The sequence below is a fragment of the Thalassotalea montiporae genome (genome assembly GCF_053485855.1).
In genome coordinates, this window is sequence record NZ_JBQRUO010000006.1 from 65,200 (window position 1) to 83,861 (window position 18,662).

The 18,662-nt window shown below is 43.5% G+C and carries 8 protein-coding genes; 6 read left to right on the forward strand and 2 right to left on the reverse strand.

The window, feature by feature from the left end:
• The first annotated feature begins 151 nt into the window (after positions 1–151).
• The 4 genes from ACSLUR_RS15655 to ACSLUR_RS15670 all read left to right on the forward strand — a co-directional run bounded on the left by ACSLUR_RS15655 (position 152) and on the right by ACSLUR_RS15670 (position 7,016).
• The gene (locus ACSLUR_RS15655) at positions 152–1,312 is read left to right on the forward strand and encodes a pyridoxal phosphate-dependent aminotransferase (protein WP_448556110.1); all 1,161 of its coding nucleotides are present in this window, start codon (positions 152–154) and stop codon (positions 1,310–1,312) included.
• Between the two features lie 151 nt (positions 1,313–1,463).
• Positions 1,464–3,707, forward strand: a complete 2,244-nt coding sequence (locus ACSLUR_RS15660) for a carbohydrate binding family 9 domain-containing protein (protein WP_448556112.1) — start codon at positions 1,464–1,466, stop codon at positions 3,705–3,707.
• A 255-nt stretch (positions 3,708–3,962) separates the two neighbouring features.
• Complete coding sequence (locus ACSLUR_RS15665) at positions 3,963–5,912, forward strand: TonB-dependent receptor (protein WP_448556114.1); 1,950 nt, start codon at positions 3,963–3,965, stop codon at positions 5,910–5,912.
• Between the two features lie 477 nt (positions 5,913–6,389).
• Positions 6,390–7,016, forward strand: coding sequence for a DsbA family protein (locus ACSLUR_RS15670; protein WP_116001173.1), 627 nt, complete (start codon positions 6,390–6,392; stop codon positions 7,014–7,016).
• A gap of 213 nt (positions 7,017–7,229) precedes the next feature.
• Here ACSLUR_RS15670 and ACSLUR_RS15675 read toward each other — a convergent pair whose 3' ends face one another.
• Together ACSLUR_RS15675 and pulA are read right to left on the reverse strand one after the other, a co-directional pair.
• A complete protein-coding gene (locus ACSLUR_RS15675) occupies positions 7,230–9,185 on the reverse strand; it encodes a glycoside hydrolase family 13 protein (RefSeq protein ID WP_448556116.1) in 1,956 nt (651 codons plus the stop codon).
• A gap of 14 nt (positions 9,186–9,199) precedes the next feature.
• Positions 9,200–12,220, reverse strand: coding sequence for a pullulanase-type alpha-1,6-glucosidase (gene pulA, locus ACSLUR_RS15680; RefSeq protein ID WP_448556118.1), 3,021 nt, complete (start codon positions 12,218–12,220; stop codon positions 9,200–9,202).
• Between the two features lie 346 nt (positions 12,221–12,566).
• Between pulA and ACSLUR_RS15685 the strand changes: the two genes are divergently transcribed.
• Positions 12,567–14,993: a glycoside hydrolase family 31 protein gene (locus ACSLUR_RS15685; protein WP_448556120.1), complete on the forward strand. Its 2,427-nt coding sequence runs from the start codon at positions 12,567–12,569 to the stop codon at positions 14,991–14,993.
• 705 nt (positions 14,994–15,698) lie between these two features.
• The gene (locus ACSLUR_RS15690) at positions 15,699–18,482 is read left to right on the forward strand and encodes a TonB-dependent receptor (RefSeq protein WP_116017300.1); all 2,784 of its coding nucleotides are present in this window, start codon (positions 15,699–15,701) and stop codon (positions 18,480–18,482) included.
• Positions 18,483–18,662: the final 180 nt, after the last annotated feature.

An 18,662-nucleotide genomic window follows, 5' to 3' on the forward strand; every position in this document is an offset into this window, starting at 1 on the left:
AGCCAGTTGATAACTAATCGATAAGGGTCAAGTTAATTAATGGCTACTAACCATTACTGGGTAAAAGGCTAGGTAAAAGGCTAGGTAAAAGGCCAGGTAAAAGGAACTTCATGAGAAGTTCCTTTTCGTTTCTTCTAATTTAAATGCACACATGAATTACGACAGCTTACCTCCTCATATTGCTTATACGCGAGCACTAAACGCAGACATTCGCTATAACCTCAGCCACTCCTGTGGTCAAGCGTATTCATTCGCCGAATTAACTGCGATGGATAAACATGGGCGGCTAAAATCATTTGCAGATCAGCCGTTAGATTATGCCAGCGTGCAAGGGCAGGCGGAGTTACGAGAAGAAATTGCAAGTTTTCATCAATCCATCAATGAGTGTGAGCAGCTACCTTCTGCAAATCCGCTTAGTGCATTGTCCAAAGAATGTGTTGTTACCTTTTCGGGGGCACAAGAAGCATTGATGGGGATTTATCAAAGCTTGATCCGCAGTGGTGATGAAGTCGTTGTTTTTACCCCAAACTACCCTTCATTAACGGCGATGGTAACGCCACTTGGTGGCAAGCTAATTGAAATACCTGTCACGCTAGACAAGGAAAATGGTGGTTGGCAGTTTGATATTGAGCAGCTTAGAGCAAGTGTTAATAAGCGTACTCGCCTTGTTGTTATCAATGCTCCACACAACCCAACGGGAGCAACGTTATCTCAAACACAGCGCAGCGAAGTATTAGCAATTGTCAAAGCCTACGGTTGTTACCTGCTGAGCGATGATGTTACGCAGCCATTGGCTTATGAATCCTCACTTGCACATCAGTATTTGGACTACGATAAAGCGATATCAGTATCTGTGATGTCAAAAAGCTTTGGTCTAGGTGGGGTTCGGATTGGTTGGGCAGTAACGCACAATGGTCAATTAATAGAACGATTAGTTGCTTTCAAAGCCAGCCATAGTATTTGTACATCTCGTTTTGATGAGCAGCTCGCGATAGTAGCTATAGAAAATAACGAATTAATCATCGAAAATACAAAAGCTATCGCTAAACGAAATATTAATCGCTTTGCCCTGTGCGTTGATAAGTTTCCGAGTTTATTTGAATGGCATCCACCAAATGCAGGCTTGTTAACCCTTGTTAAAGTTAATACTAATCAGCCGATAGCACAGTGGTGTCAACATATTGCCGAACAAACGGGGATATTGCTGCTACCGAGCGAATTATTTGGACTAAATGAACCATACATTCGCTTGGGTTTAGGGCAGGAAAACTTCGGTGAAGCGGTTGGCGTATTAGAGCGTTACTTATCATAGCGTTTTGTATCACTACAAAAGTAGTCTCTTATTTTTAACACAATTTGTTACATTTAGCGTCCAACCAAAATCCCCCATTTCCCGACTAAACCACTAAAATACCAAGCATAAAGCAACGAATGGAATTCGTTCCAATAATAAATTTTATTACATGTCTCTGAAAAAACTCTTATCGATAGGAGCTGCGTTAGTTCTTTCGCAAAGCTCAATTGCTGCTTATGCCGAGCCAGCAAAAAATTACCAATTACCTCATTTTTCAGCATCCATTGAAACGGATGGAAAACTTGACGAAGCGATTTGGCAAAGTGCGCTAGTGATTGACCTTGCTTATGAAAATCGTCCAGCAGAAGGTCAAGCTGCGCCAGTAAAAACACAAATGCTGGTGTTTGAAAACGGGCAAGCATTGCATGTTGCCTTTAAGGCATATGACCCTAATCCAAGTGATATCCGCGCCGTATTGCGTGATCGCGACAGCTTATGGCGTGATGATCATGTTGGTATTGTCATTGATACGTTCAATGATGAGCGCAGTGGCTATGAGTTTTATGTTAACCCATTAGGCATTCAAGCCGATTTGCGTATGGATGACAGTAATGGTTGGGACGATGATGATTCATGGGACGCAATTTGGGATAGTGCGGGTCAAATCACCGACTTTGGTTATGTGGTTGAAATGGTCATTCCGTTTAATGCACTTAGGTTCCCAGAGCGAGAGGGGAGCTTAACGTGGAATATTGCTGGTCGTCGTATTTACCCGCGCGAAGTGCGCTATGAATTGGCAAGCTATAAAAACGATCGCAACTTAAAGTGTAATTTATGCCAATTTGACCAACTTGTTGGGTTTGAATCTGCCAAAGCCGGTAATAACTTTCAGCTAACGCCAACGCTGACCATTTCTCGCTTTGATGAAAAGCCAGAAGTTCCCGGCGACTGGCAACAAGGTGATATCGAAGTTGAACCTGGGTTAGATGTGCGTTGGGGCATTACCCAAGATATGGTACTTAATGCCACGATTAACCCTGACTTTTCACAAGTAGAAGCAGATTCTAGTCAGTTAGATGTGAACAATACGTTTTCGTTGTTCTTTCCAGAAAAGCGACCGTTTTTCTTGGATGGGGCGTCTTATTTTGATGTCGCAGAGTTTAACTTTGTCCATACGCGCAATATTGTTGAGCCAGATTACGGCGTAAAGCTGGCCGGAAAAACTGAAAATCACAGCTATGGTGTGCTTGTTGCTAACGATAAACATACGAATTTTTTGATCCCTGGCGCACTCGGCTCTGACATTGCTGAACTGTCGCAAGAGTCAGACGTGGCACTAGCCCGTTATAAAGTGGACTTTGGAGAGCGTCACAATGTCGGCGTGTTAATGACTAATCGCAGTGGTGATGGTTATCGCAATACACTTGCGTCAATTGATGGTAACTACTGGTTTTCTGATACGGACAGTTTACGAGTCAATTTTGCCTTTGCTGATACGCAAAACCCAGACACTGTACAAAACGATTTTGAGTTAGACGAAGAGCAGCAAGATCATGCCTACAGCATTCGTTACGGGCGTGAAACTCGTGATTATAATTTGCGTGCTTCTTACCGAAATGTGGGGGAGGATTTTCGCTCTGACTTAGGCTTTGTTTCTAAGGTTGATTTTGAACGAGCCGTATTAGGTGGACGCTACACTTGGTATGGTGAAAAAGATAACTGGTTCCACCGTTGGGGCGTTTTTGGCGACTGGGATGCCACCTACGATCAAGCGGGTAACTTACTTGAACGTGAGTATGAGATTCACGGCAACTTGCAAGGGCAATCTCAGTTCTATACCAATTTTGGTGTTGTGACGCGTGAGCGCTTGTTTGACGAGCTATATTTTGATGAAACCCAGTACATGGTTTATGCAGAATTTACCCCAATTGCTGGGCTTGAGTTGGCCAACTTTATTCGAGTTGGCGATCAAGTAGACTTTGCCAATACTCAACTTGGCGACGCTATTGTGTTAGAGCCAAGAATACTTTGGGATGTGAATCAACATTTAAAGTTAGATATTGCCTATAATTTCTTTGAGCTTGATGTTGATGAAGGGCGCTTATTTACCGCCAACCAAATGGATTTTCGCATTAATTATCAGTTTGATTTACGCAGCATTATTAAACTTGTCGTGCAGTACACAGATATTGATCGCAATGTCGATTTATACCAATACGACACCATTGATGACCGACCTCAAGCGACTGAGCGATTTTTTGCCACTCAGTTAATTTATTCCTACAAAATCAATCCGCAAACCTTGTTTTTCATTGGCTATTCCGATGGCGGTTTTCAAGATGATTCGTTGGAAAATTTAGAGCGAGATCAGCGCAGTATTTTCACCAAATTTAGCTATGCATGGCAGTTGTAGTTATTAGTAGCCAAACTTTGGGTAATTGCTGAAACTGCCGTTGGCAAGTTTTCGTAACAGTTCGTCGCAAATTACATACCTGACATCGATCGTCGGCTGTTAGGTATCGACATTGGGCTAAATATAGCTACACTCACGACCCTAATTGTTTTGCTTAGTTTTGTTTGGCGTAGCTTTCTTTTACATAGCCTAGCTCAGCTAACTCACGTAGCTGATGCTCTTTTAGTGCGCTATCAGCGAATCACATAGGTTGTTATGACGTTTTCTCATTTTGCCAAATTATCTCCTATCTATTGCGCTTTAATCGGCGCAGCTTTGGGTCATGGCAACTTGCGTGCAGAGGAGCTTCCAAACTTACCAGGGATACAGGCGTTTAGTGCAATTGAGGTGATGCAGGTAAGTGGCTCACGAAGCCATTTACTGTCTAGCCAGTTGGTCGATAATTCCATGTCGAGCATTGAGATAATTGATAGCGCTACTGTTAACCCTACGATTGCCGATTGGCTAATCAATGCGCCGAGCATTAGCTTGAATGGGCAAGGTGGCTTGTTTCAAAGTTATAGTATTCGCGGTTTTAGTCGCTCTCGCATTCGCACTGAGGTTGATGGTATTCCCATTATTACCGATAGACGTGCTGGCAATTCAGCGTCGTTTATCAATAGTGAGTTATTGGCTCGAATTGATATTCAGCAAGGCCCAAGTGCTACTCTATATGGCTCTGAGGCCATGGGTGGCGTGATAAATTTGATCTCTGCCGAGCTAGGCACTAAAAAGCTAACGGCGAGTGCGCAAAGTGACGATCAAGCGACTAATGCAGCTTTACTTTGGGGCAGTGAAACATGGCAAACCGGTTTTGCTTATCGCCATGCAAATCAGGCGAGTGCCGCTGACAATACGCCACTCGACAGTGATTTTGAGCAGCGCTCAGCATTGCTCAAATTTAGCCAGTCTTGGCAAGGCTTGACTGTAAACGGCAGTTCCATTGTTTCACAAGGTAACGATATTGGTAAATCGTCGAGTCAGTTTCCTAATGAGCGCGTAGTGCAGTACCCAACTGATGAGCATTGGCTTTCGCAGCTCTCATTGCAAAAAGAGCAAGACTGGTTTGTACAGCTATATCAGCATTATCAAAACTGGGACACTGATACCTTACGTGTTGGCAATCGACGAAATCTAACCCAGTACCAAAGTCATACCTTAGGTGCGCTCGCCTTAGCAAGTCTTGACGCTGTTGGCGGGCAGGGGCGGTTAGGTTTTGAGTGGCTGGCAAGGCGCGGCGTGAAGATAGCTGAATCTGAATTTTCATTAGGCGGCCAGCAGAATTTTGCGCAACCATTAGTGGATGGCAAGCAAGATAGTATTGCTTTGTTTAGTGACTGGCATTGGCAATGGCAGAATTGGCAACTAGATCTCGGTGGACGTTTTGACCACATCAATCAAACGCAGTTTATTAGTAAGCAGTCACGTGATGATCAGCAGTTTAGTGCTAGCTTTCGCATTGGTTATCAACTTAACACACAGCATATGTTAAGCGCAGAAATGGCAACGGGTTTTCGCTTTCCTACCTTGTCAGAACTTTACTTTGCTGGTGAAACGCCACGTGGCATCACCTTAGGTAATCCTGAATTGGCACCTGAGCAAAGCCGAGGCGCTCAGCTAAACTGGCAATACCAAATCAACTCAGCTTGGTCTATTGATGTTGCGGGTTACTACTACGGACTTGATGATTACATTGAACGATTTACCAGCCAAAATGATCAAGGTGAGAGTTTTCGCAGCTTCAGAAATTTAGGTCGAGCGGATATTCAAGGTATCGAAGCAAGCGTGAGTTGGCAAGGCGCTAGCGGAATGAGTATGCAGTGGCTTGGCCATTATCAACAAGGTGAAGATACGCAAGGCGATACGTTAGCCGATTTAACGCCAGCCAAATTGAGTTGGCATACCCAATGGCAATGGCGAGGTATTGAATTTAGCAATCAGTTAACTTGGCTAAAGAATCAGTCCGAAGTCGGCAGTGGTGAAGTGACAAGAGCACATCGATTTTTGTGGCAAGCATCATTGAGTAAATCGCTCACATCAAAGCTTACACTACATTTTTATGGTAAAAATTTAACGGATGAATTGGCGTTTGCCAGTGCTGATGAAGATGCTTCGTTACTGCAAGGGCGCACTGTTGGCGTTAAGCTAGATTATCAGTTTGATTAGCTCCATAATCTTCGCTGAATACTTCCTTGTTTGTTGCTCAGGGGATCTCGTTCAACGCTAACCAAAACTTGCGCACTCTCAGTTATGATTACCAGCTGAACTTAGGCAATTAGTCACGTAAATGTCACCTATTTGATCGTAAAATACACGATCTTGTTGATCTATCGCTATTTTCTCTTATTATTAACGATAAGAAGACAATAAAAAGTGAACAATCGAAACATTAGCTTCGTTTATTCATTTATACCAATTGAATTAATTAATTGAGCAATTATGGCGTAGGAAAAAGGTTCATAAACAAGACGTTATTTTTTGTTAACTAGTTATTCTAATTTCAAAAATAACAACGCAGTTAATGAGCATTTTAACCAGCCAGAATGATCGAATATTTATTGAAATTGGTATTTATATCTAAATCAGCCCTTATCTAGCTGTTTTCCAATGTTTTAAGAATAATTAAAAGAAAAGGATGTAAACATGCCGTGGAAGCTATTAGTGCTTATTGGCGTAATCTTGCCTTTACTTAACTTTTCTGTCGCTGCTGATGAGTTTGTTGAAGGCAGACACTATCGTGTGCTTGATTTACCTAAGAGCCAACAACAAGAAATTCGAGAGTTTTTTTCTTTTTACTGCAAGCAGTGTTATAGCCAACAAGAGTTTATGCAGCAGTTGGTTAAGCGTATCCCACGCCGTGCTAGCTATGTTAAAAACCATGTCGCAGGTCAACCCAATCGTTCAGCTGAGGTCGAGAATTTATTGACCAGTGCGGTGTTAATCGCCGATAAAATGCGGATGCGAGACCAAGTTGTTGAAGCAATTTTCAACCATATACATCAGAAAAAACTAGACTTTAAAACGGTGGACGATGTTCGAAAACTGTTTATTTCAGTTGGTGGTAACGAGTTTATGTTTGATAGTAGCCTTGGCAGCTACAGTATCGACATGCAGCTTGCAGAAATGCAACAAACCGCTAAAGCGTTAAAGGCACAAGGCGAGTCTAATTTACCTAACCTTATTATTAATGGACGATACAAGCCATTAGCCAGCCAAATCACTAATATCGATGAATATAAACGGTTGATTTACTTTCTACTGCGTAAATAGCGCCATTTTTTACCAAGAAAAATTACCAAGAAAAAGCCTGCACTCAGCAGGCTTTTTAATTTTTAAGTTTTTTATTTAAGTAACGGTTTTTAAGCCTTGTTTTGAAGCAACGGTTATTAAGTTTTGGCTAAATAACCTCAGGTTTGGATAAGAAATAGTGAAAAACAAATTTCTTCAGGTAGTTATCCAGAGCTGAGGTTAAACATTTACCCACTATCGTACTTGAAATATTGTCGCAGTCTTTGCTGGCATCAACATATTTTCTTGAATCGCAATAGGCTTATTACTTAGCACTGGAATAAGGCTTTTGGCTTTACCTAAGAGTTCTGAATATTTCTCCATTGCAAGCGTAACCTCACTGGCGTTTTTGTTTATCACCACCATGTACTTGTTCAGCTCGTCATATCGGAAATATACGTAAACGCCGCTCTCTGGTGCGTAGTGGCGAAGTTCTCCGTGGTGAATGGTCGGCGTGTTTTTACGCCAGTTCATCAATTTACGCATAAATTCTTGCGCTTTTTTCTGGGTTGACGTTAATCCTTTGCCAGTAAACCCACTCACGTCATCACCTTGCCAGCCGCCTGGGAAGTCGGTACGTATCACACCGTGATCTGTAGTGCCTGGATTAGCCATTAAGATCTCGGTACCATAGAAAACCTGTGGGATGCCGCGGGTTGTCATTAGGTAGGTCATCGCGATTTTGAACAACTCGTAATCTTCATTTAATTGAGTGAAGATACGGCTCATATCGTGGTTGTCTGGGAAAATCACTAAATCTTCTGGCGCTGCGTATAAAAAGTCATTAGCAAGCACTTGATATAGCTGATTGAGGCCCGTATTCCAGCTTTCTTTATTTGTTAACGCTTTAACGAGCAAGTCTTGCATTGGGAAGTCCATCACACTGGGTAAATAAGATTGATAACCATCGTGTGTGTTAGCCCCTTTTTGCCAATAGGCGACAATAGCTGGGTTGGTTGACCATTCCTCGCCGACAATATTGATATTGGGATATTCGTCGGTCACGCGTTTTGTCCATTGCGTTAAAAACGCTTTATCAGGGTAAGAGTATGTATCAACGCGAATTCCCGACAGGTTGGCGTACTCAATCCACCACAAGGTATTTTGAATTAAGTAGTTAGCTAGGTATGAATTACGTTGATTAAGATCTGGCATAGTTGGCACAAACCAACCATCGCTAAATAGTTGCTTATCGGCGCTAACGGCATAGGGGTCATGCAGTGCCTCGCGTTTATGATTGGTACCTACGTATGCCTTGCCTTGGTTGTTATACCAATCTTCAGTTGGTAGGTCGTTGTGCCACCAGTGACCTGAGCCACTGTGATTTAATACCACATCAATAATCAGCCCAATGCCACGCTTCTGGGCTTCTGTCGCTAATTTTTTATAAAGCGCATTGTCGCCAAAGCGAGCGTCAATTTGATAAAAGTCAGTGGCTGAATAGCCGTGATAGGAATATTCTTGCTGATTATTTTCGACCACTGGGTTGAGCCAAATCTGAGTGTAACCCATGTCTTCAATGTAATTGAGGTGATTAATAATACCTTGTAAGTCACCACCGTGGCGGCCACCAGGTGCTTTGCGGTTCTTTCTTTCCAGCAGCTGGGGCACTTGATCATTATTAGGGTTGCCGTTAGCGAATCGGTCAGGCGTCACTAAGTAAATAACATCTTTGGCACTAAAACTTATATCGGCTGCAGAGGTTTTATTACGTGCTTTCAGTTGGTAGGGGTGGCTGATAACCACTTCGTTGTCTTGTAAAAAGTCGATATTAAAACGATGTGGTTTTGTGCCTTCGCGAATGATCACATCGACAAACAGGTAGTTAGGGTTAGCAACCTTGTTAATTTGCTTGATAACTACCTTATCGGATTTTATTTGTGGTGTTAATTCGCTGATATTGTCGCCATGCACTAGCAACTGAAGCGCAGGGCTTTTCATATCAACCCACCAAGAGCTGGGCTCTAAATGTTTGATTTGATAACTTGCGTTTGCATTACCTGTCTTGCTCGCTGCTAGCGCCGTGCTAGCTACTTCGGAAACAGCTGCGGCACTTGCTAATGATGAATGTGTTAGCAGCACAGCTGTTATCGCGGTTAACGACTTGCCAACTGTTTTGCTTGCTAACTTACTGAAAAATGTTTTTTGCATAAATTAAATTACTCTTAATTTGCGGCTGGCGTGGCTTGTTGCACAAATACGGCGGTGGTAAAAGCTGGCACAGTAACAACACCGGCGACAATTTTACTGGCTTTCACTATCTTGTCAGCGCCATCTTGCTGGCGAGGGTGCAAGGTTAATTCGCTGATATTTTTAAGGCCTACTCTCATTTTAGAAGCGCTATTAAGTTCAAACGACTGTTCAGATGGCGCTGAATTAAATACCACCAACAGCTGTTGGAAATCATCTGCTAATGCACGCCCTTTGCTGTTATCAATATGCATGACAATGAGACCGCTTTGTTGGTTTTTACCCGTATTTAAAAAGCTTAGCTTATCGATAATGTCTTGCTTATTCGTTAAGCGCAGCAAACGTGTGCTAGTGCGAATTGCCAAGAAATCGGCAAATACATCGCTGGCAAACCCAATGTCGTTAGCACTTGGCTTGTCACGCCCTTCATTTGCGGCGAGTAAACGCGAAATAAGCGGCCAGTTAGCTTGATCTTTTTCTGCTGGCGGCAAACCTACGGAATAAAAGTTTTTCTGTTTGCTAAAGTCGACGCGGTTAAACCAATCACTGTAGTCATAGCTGTCACGCAGATAAGACTTTGAACGTAAAAATTCTGAACCCATATGCAAAAATGGAATGCCTTGCGCTAGCAGTGGGTAAGATAAACTTTGATTATGTAAACGAACGCGCTCTGCAGTGGTTAAGTCAGTGGCGTTGCGATATTGGTTATTGTCCCACAAGGTTTGATTGTCGTGCTTCGAGACATAGTTGATGGTGTCGGCAGGATCGTGCGCGTATCCGGTTGGTTGACCACCATAGGGAATGTCTTTACCAGAAACGGCTGTGCCATCGTGATCAATAAGTGGGTAATCAGCTAGGTTGCCCGCTAGGCCAACACGCAACTGATCACGCAGTAAGCCATAGTCAGGTTTGTTGGTATGATTATCTGTAGCATGCGCTGAAGTTAACTCGTTTGGCTTAACGTTAAGGCCATTACCAATGCCTTGATGGCGGCGAATATCGTCCCCTTGAATATTAAAGCCTGCGCCGCGCACAGCATCGCGTAAACGATCACTAAATGTACCTATTTCGGTACCACCCAGTTCAAGTTGAGAAGCTTGAACAAATTGACGATTGTTCGCCACTTCGCCAAAGTTCCAACCTTCGCCGTAAAAGTAGGTGTCTGGGTCAACAGCTCGCACGGCATCTCGCGCTGCTAACATCAAGTCTTTGGGGTGGTGGCCCATTAGATCAAAACGAAAACCGTCAATTTTATAATCGCGTGCCCACACAACCAACGAGTCAGTCATCAGCTTGGCCATCATAGTGCGCTCGGTGGCCGTGTTGTCGCAACAGGTTGATTGCTCAATGTCACCTGTTAGTGGATGCAAACGCTGATAATAGTTTGGCACTATCTTATCAAGTACTGCCGTGCGCTCTAGGCGAGCTTTATGTGTATGGTTATAAACCACATCCATCACGACTCTAAAACCCAAATTGTGCAGGTGCTGGACCATTTCACGAAATTCAACAATACGACTCGTACCGTCTGGATTTACGGCATAGCTGCCTTCTGGCACGGTGTAGTGAAATGGATCGTAGCCCCAGTTGTACTTGTCAAAAGTTTTAAGCTCGGTAACAAGTGCCTGTGCTTCGCTGCCCATAGGGTCAAATTGCGATAGCACTTGCTCGAGCGATAGCTTGGCGTCTAGGTTTTGGCTACACAGGCTAATGCTTGGTTGTTTTTGACAAATATCACCAACGGTTGAGTGTAAATCAAACGCCTCGCCTTGCGCTTCATTCACCGTACCAATATCAAAAGCAGGGAGTAAGTGAATATGGTTAAGGCCAGCGCCTTTGAGCGTATTGAGGTGGCTCATGCCATCTGAATTTTGCTCAGTAAAGGCTTTATATTTTCCGCGATATGCAGTGTTAGAGAGCTTTGCTTCATTGGCGCTAAAGTCGCGAATATGTACTTCATATAAAATTGCATCTTCTGGTGCAGCAAGCGCAGGTTGTGCTTGGCTTTTCCAATTTTTCGGCTGAGTGTAATTGGCATTTAAATTGACAATCTGGCTGTATTCACTATCAGTCGACAAGCTCAGCGAATAGGGATCCGTGGTAACAATTTCTTCAACCTTGCCCGTTGCTGGATGGTAGACATTTATTCGGTATTGATAAAACAGTGTTTCGGCACTGGTTGGCAACTTGGTTTGCCAAACACCTGTCTGCTCATCGAACCCCATTGCCATTTGTGCTGGAGCTGCTGGCGATTTATCTTGGTTGAATAACAATAAGTCGACCGAAAGTGCCGTTGGTGCCCAAAGTTTAACGTTAACTGCGTCGCTTAAAACACTCGCTCCTAGATCATTGACCTCATCGGCGTCATTAGCTTCGCGCGTGTATAAATCGTCAATAACAGCACCGGTTTGCACATAGGCAACAATATGTTGAGCTTCTTCTCCATTAGCTGTCTGTTCAAATACATACAGCGGTTGTTTTAACCAAGTTTTTGCTGTTGCTGCAGCAATACTCACGGTAAAAGCTTGAAATTCTGATAGGTGTGGAAACTTGGTAGCTAATGAAGGTGGAAAATCAATTGGCACTAGCTTTGTGCTTAATTGTTCGCCTGAAAGCTGGTTAGTACCAGGCGTGATTGACTGAGTGGCTAAACGATAACTTTTATTCGCGTTTGCATTTGCCAGCACTATCACGTTTTGACTGAGCCAATGCGCGCTAAAAGATGATGCTTGTTTGTCGATATTAATTAAATCGCTTGTAGTTAAACCACTTGTGGCTAGATCGCTCGTGATAGTATCGCCAGTGGCCATATCATCGGTGACCACTTGCTCGCCTTGGCTTTTGCTTGTCGACTCGTCACTCATTGGCTGGCAGCCAGTTGTCAGCAGCATTGTTGGCAGTACTAGTGTTGGTAACAGCAATGACGGTTGTAAAGTCTTTGCCAGTTTGGCTCTTGGCAACCTAAGTGTTGGTAGTGTGGCTTGTTTGCTAATCATATGATGATCCAAAATTCCCCGACTAATTGCTTATGTTAAAGCATGTTGTTTTTATGGTTGCCATGGTAAAAGGTCTGGGTAGCAAAGATATCATTTGCATACGTATTCAGTCGTTTAACTGGGCTAGCATCAACACTCAAGCCAGCAAAATAATTACAATGAACCTACAAAAATAAATATTTTATGCAGTTGGTTATTGATCTCTTAAGCATAGCGAATGCCTAGCGTAGCTTGCTTTAAATAAGACATTTACATAGTTCTTTGAGGAATACGCTAGGCTCTAATTGTGCAATCGATAACGACAAAATAAGCATTACGTACAACATCAAAACAGGGGGAAATAGCAATGCGTTACCTGATAACAGGCTTGCTAGTACTTTCGAGCAGTTCATTTATGGCATCAGCCAGTTATATTGAGCATGCTGTCAAGGAGCATAGCGTTCACATTCTTGGTGACGAGGCTTCATTCACGTTGACCGCATACCAGCACAACGCTATTGAGGCTGTGTTTGCCAGTGAGCATCACCGGGAGTTGCCGTCGTATGCCATTGCCCCCAATGCTAAAGGCAGTGCCTTTCAAGTAACAGAAACCCCTAGCAATTTACAAGTCACCAATGGTGCTATTACGGCGATTGTTGATAAAACGTCGCTTACCATTCGTTATCAGCGTGATGGACAGCCGTTATTAACTCAAACGGACTTTACCAGTCAGCCAGCAGGCATTTCGTTTAGTTTTGCCATTGATGAGCAAGAAAAGCTTATTGGTGGTGGCCAGCGTGTGCTTGGGATGGATCGCAGGGGACATAAACTGCCGCTTTACAATAAGGCTCACTATGGCTACACCACTGAATCAAGCCAAATGTATTACAGCCTGCCAGCCATGCTCTCATCGAAAAAATACATGCTGTTATTTGACAATTCAGCGACTGGGGAATTGGACTTAGACAGCAGTGCGACGAATACCGTTAAGTTTTCTGCTGTTGGTGGCCGTGCCAGTTATATTGTTGTGGCTGATAACTCATACCTAGCGTTAGTGAAAAACTACGTGGAACTAACCGGTAAGCAACCGCTGCCACCGCGTTGGTCACTTGGTAACTTCGCTTCTCGCTTTGGTTATCACAATCAGCTGGAAGTTTACGATGTTGTTGAGCGTTTTAAGCAAGAAGATATGCCGCTAGACGCACTGGTGCTTGATTTGTACTGGTTTGGCAAAGACATCAAGGGGCATATGGGTAACCTAGCATGGGATCGCACAGCCTTTCCAACGCCTGAGAAGATGATCGCTGACTTAAGCGCTGACGGTGTGAATACGGTTGTGATTACCGAGCCTTTTATTCTTTCAACGTCAAATCGGTGGTTAGAAGCCGTTGAAAACCAAGCGTTAGCGCTCAACAGTGCAGGAGAGCCATATCGCTTTGATTTCTATTTTGGTAATACCGGCCTGGTGGATGTATTTAACGAGCAAGGCACCCAGTGGTTTAACCAAGCATACGAGCGTTTAGCTGAGCAAGGCGTTACCGGTTGGTGGGGCGATTTAGGCGAGCCTGAAGTGCACCCTGATGATATTTTGCATACCTTAGCTGATGGTTCACAGGTGCGCGGCGATAATGTTCACAATGTGTATGGGCATAAGTGGGCGGAAATGGTGTATCAAAAAAGTTTGGAACTGGCGCCAAATCAGCGACCCATGGTGATGATGCGCTCGGGGTTTCTTGGTAGTCAGCGCTACGGCATGATCCCTTGGACTGGCGATGTGAGCCGTTCATGGGATGGTTTAAAGCCGCAGGTAGAGCTTAGCTTGCAAATGAGTTTGTTTGGCCTTGCCTACACCCACTCAGACCTTGGTGGCTTTGCTGGTGGCGAAACGTTTGACGCAGAAATGTATACCCGCTGGTTGCAATATGGGGTATTTCAGCCAGTGTATCGCCCACATGCGCAAGAGCATATTGCGCCTGAGCCAGTGTTTCACGACGAAGAGACCAAGCGCATCGTGCGAGAGTTTATCAAGCTTAGATATCGTTTATTGCCATACAACTACACGCTAGCGTTTGAAAACACAACGACCGGCATGCCATTAATGCGCCCACTCATGTTCGAGAATGAACAAGACTTATCGCTGATTGACGAGCAAAATACTTACTTGTGGGGAGATGCTTTTTTAGTGACTCCTGTTACACAAGCTGGAGCAACGCAAGTTGATGTTAACTTCCCTGATGGCGTGTGGTTTGATTACTTTACGGGGCAAGCGGTGACGGGAGGAGAAGTGAAATCTTACCCTGTTTCGCTATCAAGCTTACCTGTATTTGTTCGTGCGGGTAGCTTTGTGCCAACAACCACAGACATTGAAAACACCAAAGCCTACAATCCAAATCAGTTTAACTTGAATTATTATTACCACGGTAGCATTGCTAGCAGCACAGGTCAGCTATACCAAGATGATGGTATCAGCCAGAATAGCTTGGCTAATAAGGCTTACCAGCTTTGGCAATTTGAGGCGACGAATAACTCAAACCAGCTAGCGATAGATTTTGGCCAATCAGGCAAGGGTTTTACTGGTTTAGCAACGAGCCAAGCGGTTGAATTGATGGTGCATCATTTGCCACATAACCCTAAGGAAGTGTTATGGGCGAACAAGAAGCTGCCATTGTTGCATTCTAAACGCGCATATTCGCTAGCAAGTGCTGGCGCATTTTGGGACGCTGACACACAAAAATTACAGGTAAAACTGGCGTTGAATAAGTCGCAGCAACAGCTTGTGATTAAAAAGCAGTAAGATATTAATCGACACTAAAACATGGACGTTTTAGTTAACTTTCACCAAACTATTTACACCTAAGTAAGCCCCTAAAAGTTTCTTTGGTTTCAAAGCTTTTATGTATTTGGGCGTATTCTAACCAGTGCTCTAGCCGATTACACTCAACTTACTTACTAATTGCTCTCGAATAACATCCAAGTAATATGACAAACGTACGGGTTTGCATACGTATTCAATATCCCATCATTCAAGGAATGCAGTTATCGCGCCCCTAGCTAATAAAATAACGATTTTCATTCAATAATAGCCAATAAACAGGGCAACACAGCCTTTTTTTCTTCCTATTGAGTTAATCGCTAGCATATATAAATCAAGTAATTAAGGTGTTTAACGTCATAGTTTAGGCGATTTATTCTTCGAGGGGTTCCCATCTTTTATATGACAAATGATGTTGTATTTTTACTTTTTGAAAGCGCTTACATGTTGATTTTGTTGGCCTTGTTGGTAATTGCTGACAAGGATGAATACGTATGCAAAATGTGTTTTTAGCTTAGGCTGCAAATTACTATTAGCATATCCATCTGTACCCATGTCATGAGCTTAGTGTCACGAGCTGTATGTGAAAGGGGCGTTGGAACTATCAATTATTAATAAGAAGTCATCACATCAGCGGGATGCTGAATACAATTAAAACAACAAGGATGAAACGGGGGAGAAACCTACATGTTAAAGTTCAAACCAAGCAAAGTAACGCTTGCCATGGTTTCTGGTGGTCTAATGGCGACCAGCTTACCAGTACTTGCCCAAAACGCTGACGAACAAGCGGCAGAGCAAGAAGTTGAAATTATTGAAGTACGTGGTATCCGCGGCTCATTACAACGCGCACAAGCGATCAAAATGAGTGAGAAGTCGATTGTTGAAGTACTTTCAGCAGAAGATATTGGTAAATTACCAGATACTTCAATTGCAGAATCTTTGTCGCGTTTACCGGGTGTAACGGGTGAGCGTCGTAACGGTCGTACTAGTGGTTTATCGGTACGTGGTTTCAATGAAAACTTCGTTGCTACTTCACTTAACGGTCGTGAACTTTTAGGTATGGGTGACAACCGTGGTGTTGAATTTGACTTATACCCAACTGAAATTGTTTCAAATATCGTGGTTTACAAGTCGCCAGAAGCTGGCCTATTAAACCAAGGTATTGGTGGCACCATTGACCTACAAACGGTTAGCCCACTTAACACTACTGAGCGCACACTAGCGTTTAATGCGTCTTACGAAGAAAACGGTGACGAAGCCGCAAACCCTGACTTTGACAACAATGGCCATCGCTTATCTTTCAACTATGTTGATAAGTTTATGGACGACACTTTAGGTTTAGCGCTTGTTATCGCGTCACAAGAAACGCCGCGTCAGGAAGAGCAATTCCGCGCATGGGGTGACGGTAACTATGCGACTGATCCTGATGGTAATTTTATCATTGGTGGCCACGATTCGTTTGTTCGTTCTGCGATGCTTGAGCGTGACTCAATTGCCGCAGTTGTTGAATATGCACCAACTGATGATTTAAAAATTCAATTTGATGCCTTATACATCGACTTCGAAGAAAACGACGTGAAGCGAGGTCTTGAAGAAGGTTTAATTTGGGGTGGTGTAAATTACACCTCAACTAACGTTGAAGATGGTTTTGTAACCTCTGGCTTCTACGATGGCTTCCATTCTGTTGTGCGTAACGATGGCTTAAGCCAAGAAGCAGAATTAACGACATTCGGCTTAAACATTGAATACGCTATTAACGATGATTGGACGTTAGTTGCTGACTTCTCTACAGGTGAAGTTGATAAAGACATTATTGACGTAGAAAGCTACTCAGGTGTTGGCCGTGCAGGTACTGACGGTCGCCCAACGCCAGCGCGTTCATGGCAACAAACGTCATCAGGCATCTTCTTTAGTCCGCACCCGACATTATCTGATGTCGACTATACCGATGAAAACTTAATTCGTTTAGCTGGCCCACAAGCATGGGGTGCGCCAGTGATTGGTGCAGATGCACAAGATGGCTTTATTAACCGTCCAACGTTCGAAGAAGAGCTTGATGCCATTCGTCTAGAAGTTAACGGTGTACTTGAGTACGGTATTGTGTCTGGTCTAACTGCAGGTGTGGCTTATGCAGACCGCAAGAAAGAGAAGATCAACGAAGGTGATTACTTAACTGCACCAACATACCCAGGTGACGGTCCTATTCCGGATGTGTTGGGTGTTGCTGACTTAAGCTTCCTAGGTTTAGGTGGTGTCTTAGCTTACGACAGCGTTGGTTTGTACCGCAGCGGTTATTACACAGAAACGCCAGCGTCATTAGTACAAACAGACCGCTTAGGTGATACCTACACAGTTAACGAAGAGCAAACCACGGTTTACGTAAAAGTAGATCTAGATGCTGACTTTGGCGGCGTATACATGACCGGTAACTTCGGCTTGCAGTACGTTGATGTTGACCAAGAATCTTTCGGTTTCTCAACGGTTGAGAATGCGCAAGGTTTTGTTGAAGCAACACCTGTTAGCGGTGGTGACTCATACGGTGACTTACTACCAACGTTAAACTTAAGTTTCGAAGTTGCTGAAAATCAGTTTGTTCGTACCGCTATGGCGAAAGTATTAACACGCCCACGTATCGATGATATGCGTCCTAATGCGCGTGCTACTTTTGCCTACAACGACAACCAAATTAACAGCGCAGATCCTTCAAATGGCCCATGGAGCGGTAACTCAGGTAACCCGTTGTTAAAACCATATGAAGCAAACCAGTTCGACTTATCTTACGAGAACTACTACGCTGATGATGGCTACTTTGCAGCGACTTTCTTCTACAAAGAACTAACAAACTGGCACCGTAGTACGTCAATCTTAACTGACTTCACGCCAGTGTATATTCCATCGCTACATCAAGACTCAAACGGCAATGCACCAGCCACCCTAAACGGCTTTGTTGATGCCAATATTGATGGTTTCGAAGGTTTTGTGCGCGGTTACGAATTCCAAGCAAGTTTACCACTTCGTTTAGTTGCTGATGCACTTGATGGCTTTGGTATTGTGGCGAGCGCAACATACCTTGATGGCGAGCTAGACGAAAACGAAGAGGCAGGTGTTCCTGCTGGCCGTGTTCCTGGTTTGTCTGAAGAGTCATACTCATTCACTGCTTACTATGAAAATAACGGTTGGGAAGTGCGTATCTCGGGTACTAAGCGTGATGAGTTCGTCACTGAAACTCGTGGCACCAGCTTAGCGTTAACCGAAGTTGCACGCCAAGGGGCTGAACTTTGGGATGCGCAAATTGGTTACGACTTTGATGCGTCAGGTATTGAGTCGTTAAAAGGCTTACGTATTACGTTACAAGGTCAAAACTTAACAGATGAAGACGATGTTGAAGTGAACTTAGACGATCCGCGTTTAGTGGTACGTCATCAGTCATTCGGCCGTAACTTTATCTTAGGCTTAAACTACCGTTTCTAATTTGATGCGGTAAACCTAGCGAATAAAACCTGCTAAATTCCTATTTAGCAGGTTTTTTGTTTTTGGCTCTTTTACTTTGGCTCCTCTAGTTTGATAAAGCTCACTTTTTTCGCTGTAAAATTGGGTACACTAAGAAGCTAGAAAACGATAAAAAATAAAATATTAACAATAAATTACGAT

What these genes read in the sequence shown, in the direction of transcription:
- ACSLUR_RS15655 (WP_448556110.1), top strand. Translation starts at nt 152, where the DNA reads ATGAATTACGACAGCTTACCTCCTCATATTGCTTATACGCGAGCACTA.
- ACSLUR_RS15660 (WP_448556112.1), top strand. Translation starts at nt 1,464, where the DNA reads ATGTCTCTGAAAAAACTCTTATCGATAGGAGCTGCGTTAGTTCTTTCG.
- ACSLUR_RS15665 (WP_448556114.1), top strand. Translation starts at nt 3,963, where the DNA reads ATGACGTTTTCTCATTTTGCCAAATTATCTCCTATCTATTGCGCTTTA.
- ACSLUR_RS15670 (WP_116001173.1), top strand. Translation starts at nt 6,390, where the DNA reads ATGCCGTGGAAGCTATTAGTGCTTATTGGCGTAATCTTGCCTTTACTT.
- ACSLUR_RS15675 (WP_448556116.1), bottom strand. Translation starts at nt 9,185, where the DNA reads ATGCAAAAAACATTTTTCAGTAAGTTAGCAAGCAAAACAGTTGGCAAG.
- pulA (WP_448556118.1), bottom strand. Translation starts at nt 12,220, where the DNA reads ATGATTAGCAAACAAGCCACACTACCAACACTTAGGTTGCCAAGAGCC.
- ACSLUR_RS15685 (WP_448556120.1), top strand. Translation starts at nt 12,567, where the DNA reads ATGCGTTACCTGATAACAGGCTTGCTAGTACTTTCGAGCAGTTCATTT.
- ACSLUR_RS15690 (WP_116017300.1), top strand. Translation starts at nt 15,699, where the DNA reads ATGTTAAAGTTCAAACCAAGCAAAGTAACGCTTGCCATGGTTTCTGGT.